The 15902-nt window shown below is 69.7% G+C and carries 12 protein-coding genes; 10 read left to right on the top strand and 2 right to left on the bottom strand.

The window, feature by feature from the left end; translation table 11 throughout:
- Positions 1–102: 102 nt before the first annotated feature.
- Positions 103–1515 carry a cation:dicarboxylate symporter family transporter gene (locus ACFWU3_RS33920; protein WP_313944002.1) on the bottom strand — a complete coding sequence of 471 codons (1413 nt, stop codon included), beginning with the start codon at positions 1513–1515 and terminating at the stop codon, positions 103–105.
- 122 nt (positions 1516–1637) lie between these two features.
- Between ACFWU3_RS33920 and ACFWU3_RS33915 the strand changes: the two genes are divergently transcribed.
- From ACFWU3_RS33915 to ACFWU3_RS33885, 7 genes are all read left to right on the top strand, one after another.
- Positions 1638–3272, top strand: coding sequence for an ATP-binding protein (locus ACFWU3_RS33915; RefSeq protein ID WP_384445086.1), 1635 nt, complete (start codon positions 1638–1640; stop codon positions 3270–3272).
- A complete protein-coding gene (locus tag ACFWU3_RS33910) occupies positions 3269–3955 on the top strand; it encodes a response regulator (RefSeq protein WP_384445084.1) in 687 nt (228 codons plus the stop codon). The genes ACFWU3_RS33915 and ACFWU3_RS33910 overlap by 4 nt, the downstream gene beginning before the upstream one ends.
- Positions 3956–4223: 268 nt before the next feature.
- Positions 4224–5411, top strand: coding sequence for an epoxide hydrolase family protein (locus ACFWU3_RS33905; protein WP_384445082.1), 1188 nt, complete (start codon positions 4224–4226; stop codon positions 5409–5411).
- 266 nt (positions 5412–5677) lie between these two features.
- Entirely contained in the window at positions 5678–7045 is a 1368-nt protein-coding gene (locus ACFWU3_RS33900) for an ABC transporter substrate-binding protein (protein ID WP_384445080.1), read from the top strand.
- The gene (locus tag ACFWU3_RS33895) at positions 7042–7908 is read left to right on the top strand and encodes a carbohydrate ABC transporter permease (protein ID WP_384445078.1); all 867 of its coding nucleotides are present in this window, start codon (positions 7042–7044) and stop codon (positions 7906–7908) included. The genes ACFWU3_RS33900 and ACFWU3_RS33895 overlap by 4 nt, the downstream gene beginning before the upstream one ends.
- Complete coding sequence (locus ACFWU3_RS33890; protein WP_384445076.1) at positions 7908–8732, top strand: carbohydrate ABC transporter permease; 825 nt, start codon at positions 7908–7910, stop codon at positions 8730–8732. Before ACFWU3_RS33895 ends, ACFWU3_RS33890 begins: the two co-directional genes overlap by 1 nt.
- Positions 8733–8936: 204 nt before the next feature.
- Positions 8937–9548 carry a helix-turn-helix domain-containing protein gene (locus ACFWU3_RS33885; RefSeq protein ID WP_384445109.1) on the top strand — a complete coding sequence of 204 codons (612 nt, stop codon included), beginning with the start codon at positions 8937–8939 and terminating at the stop codon, positions 9546–9548.
- 88 nt (positions 9549–9636) lie between these two features.
- Here the strand turns inward: ACFWU3_RS33885 and ACFWU3_RS33880 are convergent, their stop codons facing one another.
- Positions 9637–10662, bottom strand: a complete 1026-nt coding sequence (locus ACFWU3_RS33880; protein WP_384445074.1) for an ATP-dependent 6-phosphofructokinase — start codon at positions 10660–10662, stop codon at positions 9637–9639.
- A gap of 271 nt (positions 10663–10933) precedes the next feature.
- On the opposite strand from ACFWU3_RS33880, the gene pta reads away from it, so the two are divergent.
- The 3 genes from pta (at position 10934) to pyk (ending at position 15843) form a co-directional block, all read left to right on the top strand.
- Positions 10934–13063, top strand: a complete 2130-nt coding sequence (gene pta / locus ACFWU3_RS33875) for a phosphate acetyltransferase (protein ID WP_384445072.1) — start codon at positions 10934–10936, stop codon at positions 13061–13063.
- On the top strand, positions 13060–14316 hold the full coding sequence (locus ACFWU3_RS33870) for an acetate kinase (protein WP_384445070.1): 1257 nt from the start codon (positions 13060–13062) through the stop codon (positions 14314–14316). Before pta ends, ACFWU3_RS33870 begins: the two co-directional genes overlap by 4 nt.
- A 96-nt stretch (positions 14317–14412) precedes the next feature.
- Positions 14413–15843 carry a pyruvate kinase gene (gene pyk / locus ACFWU3_RS33865; RefSeq protein WP_384445068.1) on the top strand — a complete coding sequence of 477 codons (1431 nt, stop codon included), beginning with the start codon at positions 14413–14415 and terminating at the stop codon, positions 15841–15843.
- Positions 15844–15902: the final 59 nt, after the last annotated feature.

The raw sequence follows: 15902 nt of genomic DNA, 5'->3' as shown, positions 1-15902 counted from the left end.
GGTTCCCCGGGCGCCCTCAGGGGCCCGGGGAACCGGCGGTACGCCGCCAGGTGGAATCACGGGGGAAGCCGGCGCACCGCCGTGGGGAGAGAGGGAGCGTCTCTAGACCTTGGAGACGGCCCCTTCCCCGTCCCGGGGCTCCTGGCCGACGACCGTCGCGCCGGACGCGGAACCCTTGACCAGGCGGACGCCGTCGGCGTCGTCGGCGGGAGCGCCGTGGCCGTCGTCGAGCAGTGTCTGCTCGTCGAACGGGATCCGCCCGGCGAGCACCTCGTCGACCCGCACCTTGTCGATCTCCTTCGTCCAGGTGCCGATGAGCACCGTCGCGACCGCGTTGCCCGCGAAGTTGGTCAGTGCACGCGCCTCGCTCATGAAGCGGTCGATACCGACGATCAGGCCGACCCCGTCGACCAGCTCCGGCCGGTGCGACTGCAGACCGCCGGCCAGGGTGGCCAGACCGGCGCCGCTGACGCCCGCCGCGCCCTTGGAGGCGACGAACAGGAAGAGGAGAAGGGGGATCTGCTCCCCGATCGACATCGGGTCGCCCATCGTCTCGGCGATGAAGAGCGACGCCATGGTCATGTAGATCATGGTGCCGTCGAGGTTGAAGGAGTAGCCGGTCGGGACGGTGATGCCGACGACCGGCTTGCTGATGCCCAGGTGCTCCATCTTCGCGATGAGCCGCGGGAGCGCGGACTCGGAGGAGGAGGTGGAGAGGATCAGCAGGAACTCGCGGCCCAGGTACTTCAGCAGCGTGAGGATGTTGAGGCCCGCCACGACACGCAGCAGCGCGCCCAGCACCACGAAGATGAACAGGAAACACGTGACGTAGAAGCCGAGCATCAGCACGGCGAGGCTCTTCAGGGCGTCCAGACCGGCCGAGCCGGTGACGGCCGCGATGGCACCGAAGGCGCCGATCGGCGCGGCCCACATCACCATGGCGAGGATGCGGAAGACGAGGCGCTGAATGTGCTCGACACCGCGCAGCACGGGCTCGCCGACCGAGCCCATCGCCTGGAGGGCGAAGCCTGCCAGCAGCGCGACGAGCAGCGTCTGAAGAACCTCGCCCGAGGTGAAGGCGGAGACGATCGTCGTCGGGATGATGCCGAGCAGGAACTCGACCGTGTCCTTGGCCTCCTCGCCGACCTGCCCCTGGCCGGCCTCCTTGACCGCGTCGGTCACCGCCAGCCCGTCACCCGGGTTGAGGATGTTGCCGACGACCAGGCCGATGGCGAGAGCCACGAGCGACATGACCATGAAATAGCCGAGCGCGATACCGCCGACGGCACCGACCTTGGCGGCTTTGCGTACCGAACCGATGCCCAGCACGATCGTGCAGAAGATGATCGGCGAGATCATCATCTTGATCAGGTTCACGAAACCGGTACCGAGGGGCTTGAGCTCAGTGGCGAACTCGGGGGCGGCCAACCCCACGGCGATACCGAGTACGACCGCGACGATCACGGCGATGTAGAGATAGTGCGTGCGGTCCCGCCTGACGGCTCCAGCAGCCACGGGTTTCCTCCTTGTTACCGGTCCATGTCCCTATGGATTGCCGTGAGCATCCACCACCCTGTGATGCCGGTCACCCTTGCGTTCGTTTCGTTCATACAAATCCGGCCAGGCAATATGGGCCCATGCGCATACCCCGCCCGCGCAGCCTCGCGGGCCAGCTCTTCGCGATGCAGGTCGTCCTGGTGGCCGCGATCGTGGCCGGCTGCGCCCTGTTCACGTATCTCAAGGACAGCTCTCAGGCCGAGGAGACCGCGCGCCTCCAGTCGAGGGCCACGGCGGCCGCGGTGGCGGAATCGCCGTCGGTCATCGCCGCGGCGCGGTCCGCGAACCCCTCCGCGACGCTCCAGCCGTACGCGGAGGGCCTGCGCCGCGACGCCGGTGTCGACTTCATCGTGATCATGGCCCCGAACGGCACGCGGTGGACGCACCCCGAGCCGGGCGAGATCGGCAGGACGTATCTCGGCCACACCGAGCAGGCGCTGCGGGGCGAGATCCACAGCGAGCGGTACGTGGGGGTGCTCGGGTCCTCGATACGGACCGTGGTGCCCGTCGTCGACCGCGGGGAGATCGTCGGGCTCGTCAGCGCCGGCATCACCATCCAGAAGATCAGCGAGCAGGTCAGCAAGCAGGTGGTGGCGCTGCTCGCCATGGCGGGCGGGGCTCTGGCGCTGGGCGGCCTGGGGACGTATGTGATCACCACCCGGCTGCGGCGGCACACGCACGGGATGAACGCGGCCGAGCTGAGCCGGATGCACGACTACCACGAGGCCGCGCTGCACGCGGTGCGTGAGGGACTGCTCATGCTCGACGGGCAGCGCAGGATCGCCCTGTGCAACGACGGCGCGCGGGAACTGCTCGGCCTCGACGAGAACGCGGTGGGCCGGCCGGTCGCCGAGCTGGGACTGCCGACCCCGCTGACCGGCGCGCTGCTGGCGTCCGAGCCGCGTGTCGACGAGGTGCATCTGACGGGTGACCGGGTCGTCGTGGTGAACACCAGCCCGGTCGTCGGCGGCGAACAGCGCGGCACGGTGGTCACCCTGCGCGACCACACCGAGCTCCAGGCCCTCGCCGGCGAGCTGGACTCCGAGCGCGGCTTCACCCAGGCCCTGCGCTCCCAGGCGCACGAGGCGGCCAACCGGCTGCACACCGTGGTCTCGCTCATCGAACTCGGCCGGGTCGACGACGCCGTCGACTTCGCCACCGCCGAACTGGAACTGGCCCAGGTCCTCACCGACCGGGTGGTCGGCGCGGTCGGCGAGCCGGTACTGGCCGCGCTGCTGCTCGGGAAGGCGGCGCAGGCGAACGAGCGGGGTGTGGAGCTGGTGCTCGCGCAGGACAGCCGGATCGACGACGGTGTCCTGCCGCCGTCGCTGCCCTCCCGCGACCTGGTGACGATCCTCGGCAATCTGATCGACAACGCGGTGGACGCGGCGTCCGAGGCGGCTGCCGGCCGCGACGGCGGACCGCAGCCCGCCGGTCATCCCGGGCGGGCCCGCGTCACGGTCGTCGCCCGGGCCGACCGGGACGAGCTGCTGATCCGTGTGCACGACACGGGCGCGGGAATCGACCCGGCGTCCGCGGACGAGGTGTTCCGCAGCGGCTGGTCCACCCACGGATCGGGACGGGGGCTGGGGCTCGCGATCGTCCGGCAGACGGTGCACCGCAGCCGGGGCACGGTGGTCCTGGCGAAGGGCCCGGACGGCGGGGCCGACTTCACCGTGCGGCTGCCGCTGGAGGGCGCGGGGGTACCGGCATGAGCGGCGATCCGATCAGAGTGCTGGTCGTCGAGGACGATCCGGTGGCCGCCGACGCGCATGCCCTCTATGTGGGCCGCGTCGCCGGTTTCACGGTGTCGGGGGTGGCGCACTCGCGCTCGGAGGCGGTCCGTGCACTGGAGCGGACCGAGGTCGACCTGCTGCTGCTGGACCTCTATCTGCCCGACGGGCACGGCCTCCAGCTCGTACGGTCGCTGCGCGCCGCGGGTCATTCCGCGGACGTCATCGCGGTGACCTCGGCCCGCGACCTCGCGATGGTGCGGGAGGGCGTGTCGCTCGGGGTGGTCCAGTACGTGCTGAAGCCGTTCACCTTCGCGACACTGCGCGACCGCCTCGGCCGGTACGCGGAGTTCCGCGCCGCGGCCGGTGAGGCGAGCGGCCAGGACGAGGTGGACCGCGCTCTCGGCGCGCTGCGCGCCCCGCAGGGCGGTGGCCTGCCCAAGGGGCTGAGCGGCCCGACGCTGGAGGCGGTCACCCGGTCGCTGCGGGACGCGCCGGAGGGGCTGACGGCCGCCGAGGCGGGCATCGCGGTGGGCATCTCCCGGATCACCGCGCGTCGCTATCTGGAACATCTGGTCACCGCGGGACGGGCGGCGCGCAGCCCGCAGTACGGGCAGATCGGCCGCCCGGAACTCCAGTACCGCTGGATCCCCGCGACCCACTGACGGCGCCCTGTCCGCGCGGTGTCGCTCAACGGCGGTGTCCCTCAGGGCAATCGACGCCTTTGATGGGACCGTCCCCGCGGTCACGGTCCGCCTCCCGGGCCGTCGACCGGACGCCGGATCGGTCGATTCGGCACTCTTCGTACCCTTCGTTCGGCAGGAGTAGCGTGGAGAGGTCAGCGCCGACCGAGCGCAGACCATGAGGCACGGGCGCGACGCGCTGACATCCGGGCACGGCTTTCCGCCCGTCAGTGATCCGAGGAGTCCCTCCATGTCTGTCACGGCCGAAGCAACGGACATCCGCCCGTTCCGGATCGAGGTTCCGGAGAACCAGCTCACCGAGCTGCGCCGCAGGATCGAAGCGACGCGATGGCCCTCCAAGGAGCTCGTCACCGACCGCTCGCAGGGGGTGCAGCTGGCAACGCTCCAGGCGCTCGCCCGCTATTGGATGATCAACTACGACTGGCGCAGGTGCGAGGCGAGACTGGACGCGCTGCCGCAGTTCACGACCGAGATCGACGGCGTCGACATCCACTTCGTCCACGTTCGGTCGCCGCACGAGAACGCCCTGCCGCTGATCATGACGCACGGCTGGCCCGGCTCGGTCGTCGAGCTGCTGGAGACCGTCGGGCCGTTGACCGACCCGACCGCCCACGGCGGCTCTCCCGAGGACGCGTTCCATCTGGTGCTGCCGTCCCTGCCCGGCTACGGCTTCTCGGGCGAGCCGGCCGAACTCGGCTGGGGCAACGGGCGCATCGCGAGCGCATGGGCGGAGCTGATGAACCGCCTCGACTACCCGCGCTACGTCGCCCAGGGCGGAGACGTGGGCGCCGCCGTCACCGACGCCATGGGCCGCCAGGCACCCGCGGGTCTGCTCGGCATCCATGTGAGCCTGCTAGCCGGGGCGATCGGGATCAAGGACCACCTGCCGAAGGAGACCGGGCCGGAACGGGCGGCCATGGACGCGCTGAACGTCTTCACGACCGACGGCTTCGGCTACTTCCTGGAGCAGACCACGAGGCCGCAGACGATCGGCTACTCCCTGCTGGATTCACCCATCGGGCTGGCTGCCTGGATGCTGGACCACGACACGGACAGCTACGAGAAGATCTCGGGCGCCTTCCTCGACGGCCACCCCGCGGGCAATCTGACCCGGGACCACATCATCGACAACATCATGATGTATTGGCTGACGGGCACCGGCGCGTCGGCGGCCCGGTGGTACTGGGAGTTCGGACGCGAGATCGCCGGCGGCCAGGCTCCTCCGCCGGTCCGGGTCCCGGTCGGCTTCACGTCGTTCCCGGGCGAGATCTGGGCCGCCCCGCGCAGCTGGGTCGAGACGGTCTACCCGGACCCCGCGTACTTCAACGAGGTCGACAGGGGTGGACACTTCGCGGCCTGGGAGGAGCCGGACCTCTTCTCCGCCGAGATGCGGGCGGCGTTCGCCCCCCTGCGCTGACGACGCGTGCGGGTTCGGCCCGGGTGCGTATCCGTACACGGGCACGCACCCGAGGCCTCGCGTGCGGTACCTGTGGGCACATGTGCCGGAGACGGGCAAGGCAGTGGCCGGCCGCCCACCGACGGCGGCCGTACCCACGCAAAGCACACATCGTTGCACCCTTCAACGACCCCTCCCTGCACGGGCATTGACCTTGTCAGCGAGCCGGTCCTACGGTCACGGCAGCCCCCTGGGCCCTCGGCCCGGACTCCGGCTCGGAGGAGGTCGTGCCCGTGCGCCCCAACGCCCCACTGATCCTCGTCACCGCCGTCACCGCTCTCGCCGCGGCAACGCTCACCGCCTGCGGCAACGGTTCGGGCAGCGATCCCGACACCGTGAAGGTCGTCTACAACCGCTCGACGGACAACAAGATCCGCTTCAAGGACCAGCATCTCGAAGCGGCGAAGAAGCAGTTCGAGAAGGAGCACCCGGGCAAGAAGGTCGAACTCGTCCCGATCCAGGCCCCGGACAACGACTACGCCACCAAGGCGCAGCAGATGATGCGGTCCCCCAAGACCGCGCCCGACCTGGTCTACGAGGACACCTTCCGCATCAACTCGGACATCAAGGCCGGGTATTTGAAGCCGCTGGACTCCTATCTGCCGCAGTGGGACCAGTGGGGCCAGTTCGTCGACACGGCGAAGGCGGCGGCCAAGGCCGAGGACGGCAAGACGTACGGCATCCCGGACGGCACCGACACCCGTGGCCTCTGGTTCAACAAGGCGATCTTCGCCAAGGCGGGTCTGCCGGCCGACTGGCAGCCGAAGAACTGGGCCGAGGTCCTGGACGCGGCCCGCACGGTCAAGGAGAAGGTCCCCGGCGTCATCCCGCTGAACGTCTACACCGGCAAGGGACCCGGCGAGGCGGCCGTGATGCAGGGCTTCGAGATGCTGCTGTACGGCACCGGGGCCGATCCGCTCTACGACGAATCGGCCAAGAAGTGGGTCACCGGCACCAAGGGCTTCCGGGACTCGCTCGACTTCGTCCGCACGGTCTACACGGAGAAGCTCGGCCCCGACGTCTCGGACGCGCTCGACCCGAACGTCGGCACGCGGGTCGCCACCGAGTGGTTCCCCGAGGGCAAGCTCGCGATCTCGCTCGACGGCTCCTGGATGGGCCAGAACTGGATCAACAAGGGCCCCAAGGAGTGGCCGGACTGGAGCAAGGACCTCGCCCAGACCCCGATGCCCACCCAGAACGGACAGGCGCCCGGCAAGGTGTCCATGTCCGGCGGCTGGGCGTGGTCGATCCCGCAGAAGGCGGACAACGCCGATCTGGCCTTCGAGTTCATCAAGACGCTCCAGACGGCCGAGAACGCGACGCAGTGGTGCGTGGTGGCCGCGCAGATCGCGGTACGCAAGGACGTGGCCGCCGACCCGAAGTATCTGAAGTCCATGCCGGGCATCGAGTTCTTCACCGGGCTCGTGCAGTACACGCACTACCGTCCGGCGCTGCCCGTCTATCCGCAGGTCTCCACCGCCATCGGTGAGGCCATGGAGAAGGTGACGACGGGCGACGCCTCGGCCGCGGAGGCGGCGAAGGCGTACGACGAGCAGCTGAAGACCGTCGTCGACGGCGCGGTCGTCAGCAGGTGAGCACGACGAGAGGAGGGGTGTGGCGGTGGCTGCCCATCGCCCCCGCCACCCTCCTGCTGCTGCTCTTCCTGGCCGGCCCGATCGGCTACTGCGTCTGGATCGCCTTCACCGACACCCAGTTGACCGGTGCCTCGGGTGCCGACTTCGTGGGCCTCGACAACTTCCGCCGGGCCTTCGCGGACGAGGACTTCCGCAACGCCGTCTGGCTCACGCTGGTCTTCACCTTCGTCTCGGCGGTGGTCGGCCAGAACACCCTGGGTCTGGCGCTGGCCGGTCTGATGCGGGCCGCGTCCCGGCCGGTCAGAACCGTCACGGGCACGCTGGTGATCACCGCCTGGGTGCTGCCGGAGATCGTCGCCGCGTTCCTGCTGTACACGTTCTTCCGCCGGGAGGGAACGCTGAACGCGCTGCTCGACTGGCTCCATCTGCCGTCCCAGAACTGGCTGTTCACCCTGCCCATCCTCGCCGTGTCGTTCGCCAACGTCTGGCGCGGCACCGCGTTCTCGATGCTGATCTACTCGGCGGCGCTCTCCGAGATACCGCGGGACGTCGTCGAGGCCGCGGAAGTCGACGGGGCGAGCGGTCCACGGCGGGTCTGGCACATCACCCTGCCGATGATCCGCCGTTCGATCGGCACCAATCTGATGCTGAACACACTCTCCACGCTCTCCGTCTTCGGGCTGATCTGGGCGATGACCCGGGGCGGTCCTGGCAACCGGAGCCAGACGCTGCCGGTGTTCATGTACGACCAGGCGTTCCTCAAGAGCCTGATCGGGTACGGCACCGCGGTGGCCCTGCTGCTTCTCCTGGTGGGCTCGCTGTTCTCGATCGTCTATCTGCGTCTGATGAAGGTGGAGGTGTGATGCGCCGGTCCACCCGCGCCCGGCTCGCCGCCAACGCCGCGCTGCTGGTGACGGCTGCCGCGTTCGCCCTGCCGCTGGTGTGGCTCCTGCTGTCGTCCGTGGACGCGAACGCGGACCTGCGGGTGCGGGTTCCGTCGTCGGTCACCGGGGACAACTTCGACGCGGTGCTCACCGACGAGATCACCTTCACACCGATGCTGAACAGCCTGCTGCTGTGCGGCGGGGCGACGCTGCTGACGGTGGTGTGCGCGGCGCTCGCGGCGTATCCGCTCTCCCGGCACCGCTCGCGCTTCAACCGCCCGTTCCTGCTGACGATCCTGTTCACGACGTGCCTGCCGATCACGGCGGTGATGGTGCCGGTCTACGGCCTGTTCGTGCAGGTCGATCTGATCGACACGATGTACGGCACGGGACTGTTCCTCGCCACGTCCCAACTGCCCTTCTCCATCTGGCTGATGAAGAACTTCATGGACGGCGTCCCGATGGTCCTGGAGGAGGCGGCCTGGACGGACGGCGCCTCGAACCTCCAGACGCTGTCGCGCGTCGTCCTGCCCCTGATGGGGCCGGGCCTGACCGTGGTGACGATCTACACCTTCATCCAGCTCTGGGGAAACTTCTTCGTCCCGTTCATGCTGATCCTGACGCCGGATCAGCTGCCGGCCTCGGTCTCGATCTTCACCTTCTTCGGCAACTACGGCTCGGTGATCTACGGGCAGCTGGCGGCGTTCTCGATCCTGTACTCGGCGCCGGTGCTGGTGCTGTACGTCCTGATCTCGCGCCGGCTCGGGGGCGGGTTCGCACTGGGCGGGGCGGTCAAGGGATGACGCCCGGTCCGCGCCCCGGGGCGGCGCGATCACTGCACGTTACCAAGTGGTAGCGATCAGCTCGGACGTTCCTACGACAAGTGGCGTTGGGTGAACGCACCGTAGTCGCCACGCCCCACCGGCCTCTAGCGTTGCCGCGTGCACCACGCTCCCACGCCCCCGTTCAACGCCCCCGCCGCCCGCCGGCTGCGCGAAGCCCTCGGAATGGCCCCCGGCCATGTCGCGTACGGTCTCCGCGCCCAGTACGGGCTCCATGTCTCACCGGACACGGTGGTCTCCTGGGAACGCGGGCTCCTCGCCCCGGGGTCCCGTGAACTGACCGCACTGGCCGGGGTGTTGTGGTGCGCGCCGCACGACCTCCTCACCGAGGCTTCCAGCCTGCGCGAACACCGGCTGGCACACGGATGGGCACCCGCGGACCTGGCGCGGCGCCTCGGCGTGGACCCGGACGGCTATCTGCGCATGGAGGAGTCGGGCCGCTGGCGCGGCACCGAACGCCAGACGGCCGCGCTCGCCGAGGCCCTGCAACTGGGCCCGCGCGAACTGCTGATCGCGACGGGCCGCGAGGCGGATCTCGCGGAGCTGCTGCGCAGCGCGGTCGCGGCACGCTGGCAGGCGTACGTCCGCCCGGTCTCGAAACTGGTCCCGATGGAGCGCCCCCGGCTGGAAGCGGCACTGGAGGAGCTGCACGCGGCCTACCAGTCGCGGATGGTGGCGACGCTCAGCTGGGGCTCGACGACGGAGGACACGGGCAGCGCGGGCCGTGAGTTCCTGGACCGCATAGCCGACCACTTCTGGGACCTGGCGCGGAGCTGAGCCGTACACCCGCCCGGTCTGTCGTTCGGACGAGACCGCATCCGGCAGCGGGGTGCACGACCGACCGCGAAGACCGGCCCCCCGCCGGTCAGAACACCGACTCCGCCTCGTGCATCCGGTTCGCCGGGACCGTCTTGAGACGGGTCACCGCCTCCGCCAGCGGGACCATCTTCACCACGGTGCCGCGCAGCGCCGTCATCATGCCGTACTCGCCGCGGTGCGCCGCCTCCACCGCGTGCCAGCCGAAGCGGGTCGCGAGCACCCGGTCGTAGGCCGTCGGGGTTCCGCCGCGCTGGACGTGGCCCAGGATGACCGGCTTGGCCTCCTTGCCGAGGCGGTGCTCCAGCTCGGCGGCGAGGCGGTTGCCGATGCCCTGGAAGCGCTCGTGGCCGTACTGGTCGATCTCGCCCTTGCCGTAGTCCATCGAGCCCTCGGCCGGGTGCGCACCTTCGGCGACGCAGATGACCGCGAACTTCTTCCCCCGCGAGAACCGCTCCTCGACCATCTTCACCAGGTCCTCGACCTGGAACGGCCGCTCCGGCAGACAGATGCCGTGGGCGCCGCCCGCCATGCCCGATTCCAGGGCGATCCAGCCGGCGTGCCGGCCCATCACCTCGACGACCATCACACGCTGGTGCGACTCGGCGGTCGTCTTGAGGCGGTCGATGGCCTCGGTGGCGACCGTCACGGCCGTGTCGAAGCCGAACGTGCGGTCGGTGGCGGAGATGTCGTTGTCGATCGTCTTCGGCACACCGACGACGGGCATCCCCCCGTCCGCGAGCATCCGGGACGCGGTGAGCGTGCCTTCCCCGCCGATCGGGATGAGCGCGTCGATGCCGTGCAGCCGGGCCAAGTCCGGTGCGTTCTCGCAGGCTTCGGCCAGCCGGCCGCGCTCCAGACGGGCGGAGCCGAGGATCGTGCCGCCACGGGCGAGGATGCCGCTGACCGCGTTGAGGTCGAGCGGACGGTAGTGGCCGTCGAGGAGCCCCTTGAATCCGTCCTCGAAGCCGATGACTTCGTCGCCGTGAAAGGTGAGGGCACGGTGCACGACCGACCGGATCACAGCGTTCAGTCCGGGGCAGTCGCCCCCTGCGGTGAGCACTCCGATGCGCATCGTGCTGTGTCTCCTGCTCGTCAGTGGGACAGGTGAGCCCACGTTCGATTGTTCCACGGACCCCGGAGAACCCGCGCTCCCGGCTGCTCCGAGGCACGGCGTACGGCCCTCGTGAGGGACGCCTCCGACCGCCCCCGGTCCGCCGGGCGCCCTAACCATCCACGGAGGTATTGTCAAGAGGGAAAGGCCGCCCTCAGCGGTTTTTTTGTACGTACCACCTTTTTCGTACCGACCTTTTCGCACCCCAGAGAGCATGGACGGGAGAGCACGCGTGACGCGCAGCGTGTACGTGACCGGGATCGACCGCGGGGACGGCCGGCAGGTCGTCGAGCTGGGAGTCATGGAGCTCCTCACCCGCCAGGTGGACCGGGTGGGTGTTTTCCGCCCGCTGGTGCACGACGGCCCGGACCGGCTGTTCGACCTGCTGCGGGCCCGTTACCGGCTGTCGCAGGATCCGGCGTCCGTGTACGGCATGGACTACCACGAGGCCTCCACCCTCCAGGCCGAGCGGGGTACCGACGAGCTGGTCTCCGAGCTCGTCGACCGCTTCCACCGGGTCGCGCGGGAGTACGAGGTCGTCCTCGTCCTCGGTACCGACTTCGCCGCCACCCAGCTCCCCGACGAGCTCGCGATCAACGCACGGCTCGCCAACGAGTTCGGCGCATCGGTGATCGCGGTCGTCGGCGGCAAGGGCCAGAGCGCGGAGTCCGTACGGGCCGAGACGCGCAACGCCCACCGCGCCTACGAGGCTCTGGGCTGCGACGTCCTCGCCATGGCCGTCAACCGGGTCGCCCCCGAGGAGCGCGCCGAGATCGCCGAACGACTGGCGGCCCGCCTGCCCGTCCCCTGTTACGTCCTGCCCGACGAGCCGGCGCTCGCCGCCCCGACCGTCGCCCAGATCACGCACGCGCTCGGCGGCACGGTACTGCTGGGCGACGACGCGGGGCTCGCGCGCGACGCACTCGACTTCGTCTTCGGCGGCGCGATGCTGCCGAACTTCCTCAACGCCCTGACGCCCGGCTGCATGGTGGTGACCCCGGGAGACCGTGCCGATCTGGTGGTCGGCGCGCTGGCCGCCCATTCCGCCGGCACCCCGCCCATCGCCGGCCTGCTGCTCACCCTCAACGAGCGGCCCAGCGACACGGTCCTCACCCTCGCGTCCCGGCTCGCGCCCGGCACCCCGGTGGTGTCGGTCGCCGGCAACAGTTTCCCCACCGCCGCCGAACTGTTCGCGCTGGAGGGCAAGCTGAACGCCTCCACGCCCCGCAAGGCGGAGACGGCACTCGGCCTGTTCGAGCGTCATGTCGACACCGGCGAACTGCTGGCCCGGCTCGCCGTGGGGCGCAGCGGCCATGTCACCCCGATGATGTTCGAGCACGATCTGCTGGAGCAGGCGCGGACGGACCGCCGCCGGGTGGTGCTGCCCGAGGGCGCCGAGGAGCGTGTGCTGCGCGCGGCCGACGTCCTGATCCGCCGGGACGTCTGCGACCTGACCCTCCTCGGTGACACCGAGGTGATCCGCAAGAAGGCCGCCGACCTGGGCATCGACCTCAGCTCGACCCAGCTGATCGACCCGGTCACCTCCGAGCTCCGCCAGCCCTTCGCCGAGCGGTACGCCGAACTGCGTGCCCACCGTGGTGTGACGGTGGAGCTGGCGCACGACGTCGTGGCGGACGTGAACTACTTCGGCACGCTGATGGTGCAGGAGGGGCTGGCCGACGGCATGGTCTCGGGCTCGGTGCACTCCACCGCCGCCACCATCCGCCCGGCCTTCGAGATCATCAAGACGAAGCCCGAAGCCTCAATTGTCTCGTCCGTCTTCTTCATGTGCCTCGCCGACCGGGTGCTCGTGTACGGGGACTGCGCGGTCAACCCGGACCCGAACGCCGAACAGCTCGCGGACATCGCGGTCCAGTCGGCGGCGACAGCGGCCCGTTTCGGCGTCGACCCGCGGATCGCGATGCTGTCCTACTCGACGGGCACCTCCGGCTCCGGAGCCGACGTGGACAAGGTCCGCGAGGCGACCAAGCTGGTGCGGGAGCGCCGGCCGGAGCTGAGGATCGAGGGCCCGATCCAGTACGACGCGGCCGTCGAGCCGTCCGTCGCGGCGACGAAGCTGCCGGACTCCGAGGTGGCGGGCCAGGCGACGGTGCTGATCTTCCCGGACCTCAACACCGGCAACAACACCTACAAGGCCGTGCAGCGTTCGGCCGGCGCCGTGGCCGTCGGGCCGGTGCTCCAGGGTCTGCGCAAGCCCGTCAACGACCTGTCGCGGGGCGCGCTCGTCAGCGACATCGTGAACACGGTGGCCATCACGGCCATCCAGGCCCAGCCCGTACCGTCGGCGCGGCCCGCCCCGAGCGAGCCGGACGCACCGGCCGGCCGGCCCGCATCCGTATGACCGCCCCCCGCACAGAAGGCTCCGTGACTGTGACCGCGACCCGCGTCCTCGTCCTCAACTCCGGCTCGTCGTCGGTGAAGTACCAGCTGCTCGACATGCACGACGGTTCGCGGCTGGCCGCCGGACTGGTGGAACGGATCGGCGAGGAGACGTCCCGGCTCGTCCACACCCCGCTCGTCGGTGGCGAGAAGCGCGAGCGCACCGGTCCCATCGCGGATCACGGCGCGGCACTGAAGGCGGTCGCCGACGAGCTGGCGTCCGACGGTCTCGGGCTCGACTCCCCCGAGCTCGCGGCGATCGGCCACCGCGTGGTGCACGGCGGCCTGAGGTTCACCGAGCCGACGGTGATCGACGACGACGTGCTGGCGGAGGTGGAGCGGCTGGTCCCGGTGGCGCCGTTGCACAATCCGGCGAACATCGTCGGCATCCGTACGGCACAGGCGCTGCGTCCCGATCTGCCGCAGGTGGCGGTCTTCGACACGGCCTTCCACACGACGATGCCGGAGGCGGCAGCCCGCTACGCCATCGACGTGGAGACGGCGGACGCCCACCGCATCCGCCGCTACGGCTTCCACGGCACCTCTCACGCGTACGTCTCGCGCAGGACGGCGGAGCTGCTGGGCAAGGAGCCGTCCGAGGTCAACGTCATCGTGCTGCACCTGGGCAACGGCGCGTCCGCCTCGGCGGTCGCCGGCGGCCGGTGCGTGGACACCTCGATGGGGCTGACACCTTTGGAGGGGCTGGTCATGGGCACCCGCTCCGGTGACATCGACCCCGCGGTCACCTTCCATCTGATGCGGGTCGCGGAGATGTCGGCGGACCAGATCGACGAGCTGCTCAACAAGAAGAGCGGTCTGGTGGGGCTCTGCGGCGACAACGACATGCGGGAGATCCGCCGCCGGATCGACGAGGGGGACGAGCGGGCGCGACTCGCCTTCGACATCTACATCCATCGTCTGAGGAAGTACATCGGCTCGTACTTCGCGGTACTCGGCCGGGTGGACGCGATCGCGTTCACGGCGGGGGTCGGCGAGAACGCGGCGCCGGTGCGGGAGGCTGCCATGGCAGGTATGGAGGGATTCGGTCTGACGCTGGACCGTGAGCGGAACGCCGCCCGTTCCGACGAGGCACGGATTATTTCGTCGTCCGAGGGGCGGGTCGCGGTCGCCGTGGTTCCGACTGATGAGGAACTGGAGATCGCGCGGCAGACATTCGCCCTGGTCACGAGCGGTTCCCGGACGGGAAATCCCTGATTACCCGCCAGGTATCGACTGAGCGGACTCCCGCCCATTTGTACTTTCCGCCAGACGGAATATTCCGAGTCGAAACAAACCGATAGGATCCGCCTTATGCGCCGTTCCAAAATCGTCTGCACGCTGGGCCCCGCCGTCGACTCGTACGAGCAGCTGAAATTGCTCATCGAGGCCGGTATGAACGTGGCCCGATTCAACATGAGCCACGGGACCCACTCCGAGCACGAGGAGCGGTACCACCGCGTCCGCAAGGCCGCCGAGGACACCGGCCGCGCCGTCGGCGTGCTCGCCGACCTCCAGGGCCCCAAGATCCGCCTGGAGACCTTCGCCGAGGGACCGGTCGAGCTGGTCCGCGGTGACGAGTTCGTCATCACCACCGAGGACGTGGCCGGTGACAAGTCCATCTGCGGCACCACGTACAAGGGCCTGCCGGGCGACGTCTCCAAGGGCGACCCGATCCTCATCAACGACGGCAACGTCGAGCTGCGCGTGGTCGAGGTGACCGGCCCGCAGGTGAAGAGCATCGTCGTCGAGGGCGGTGTCATCTCCGACCACAAGGGCATCAACCTCCCCGGCGCGGCGGTCAATGTCCCGGCCCTGTCCGAGAAGGACATCGAGGACCTGCGCTTCGCGCTGCGGATGGGCTGCGACATGGTCGCGCTCTCCTTCGTCCGCGACGCGAGCGACGTCAAGGACGTCCACAAGGTGATGGACGAGGAGGGCCGCCGGGTCCCCGTCATCGCCAAGGTGGAGAAGCCGCAGGCCGTCGAGAACATGACGGACGTCGTCATGGCGTTCGACGGCGTGATGGTCGCGCGCGGCGACCTGGCCGTCGAGTACCCGCTGGAGCGGGTCCCGATGGTGCAGAAGCGGCTCATCGAGCTGTGCCGCCGCAACGCCAAGCCGGTGATCGTGGCGACCCAGATGATGGAGTCGATGATCACCAACTCCCGCCCGACGCGTGCCGAGGCGTCCGACGTGGCGAACGCGATCCTGGACGGCGCGGACGCGGTGATGCTCTCCGCCGAGTCCTCGGTCGGCGCGTACCCGATCGAGACGGTCAAGACGATGTCGAAGATCGTGGTCGCCGCGGAGGAGGAGCTGATCTCCAAGGGCCTCCAGCCGCTGGTACCGGGCAAGAAGCCGCGCACCCAGGGCGGCTCGGTGGCCCGCGCGGCCTGCGAGATCGCGGACTTCCTGGGCGGCAAGGCCCTGGTCGCCTTCACCCAGTCCGGTGACACGGCCCGCCGTCTGTCCCGCTACCGCGCGGAGCAGCCGATCGTGGCGTTCACGACGGACGAGTCGACACGCAACCAGCTCGCGCTGAGCTGGGGCGTGGAGTCCTATGTCGCTCCGCACGTCGACAACACCGACGCCATGGTGGACCTGGTGGACGCGGAGCTGCTGAAGCTCCAGCGGTACAACGAGGGCGACATCATGATCATCACCGCCGGCTCACCTCCGGGCGTGCCGGGCACGACGAACATGGTGCGGGTGCACCACCTGGGCGGGGAGTCGAAGGCCTGAGGTCCCTCCCGCACTTCGGGTACGAGCGAGGGCGGCGCGCCGGTTCACAGGAACCGGCG

Origin of the sequence: Streptomyces sp. NPDC058685, assembly GCF_042714725.1 — a bacterium.
Taxonomy (GTDB): Bacteria; Actinomycetota; Actinomycetes; order Streptomycetales; family Streptomycetaceae; genus Streptomyces.
The sequence above is the reverse complement of the archived record's forward strand: the minus strand, read 5'-3'. Positions and strand labels throughout refer to the sequence as shown.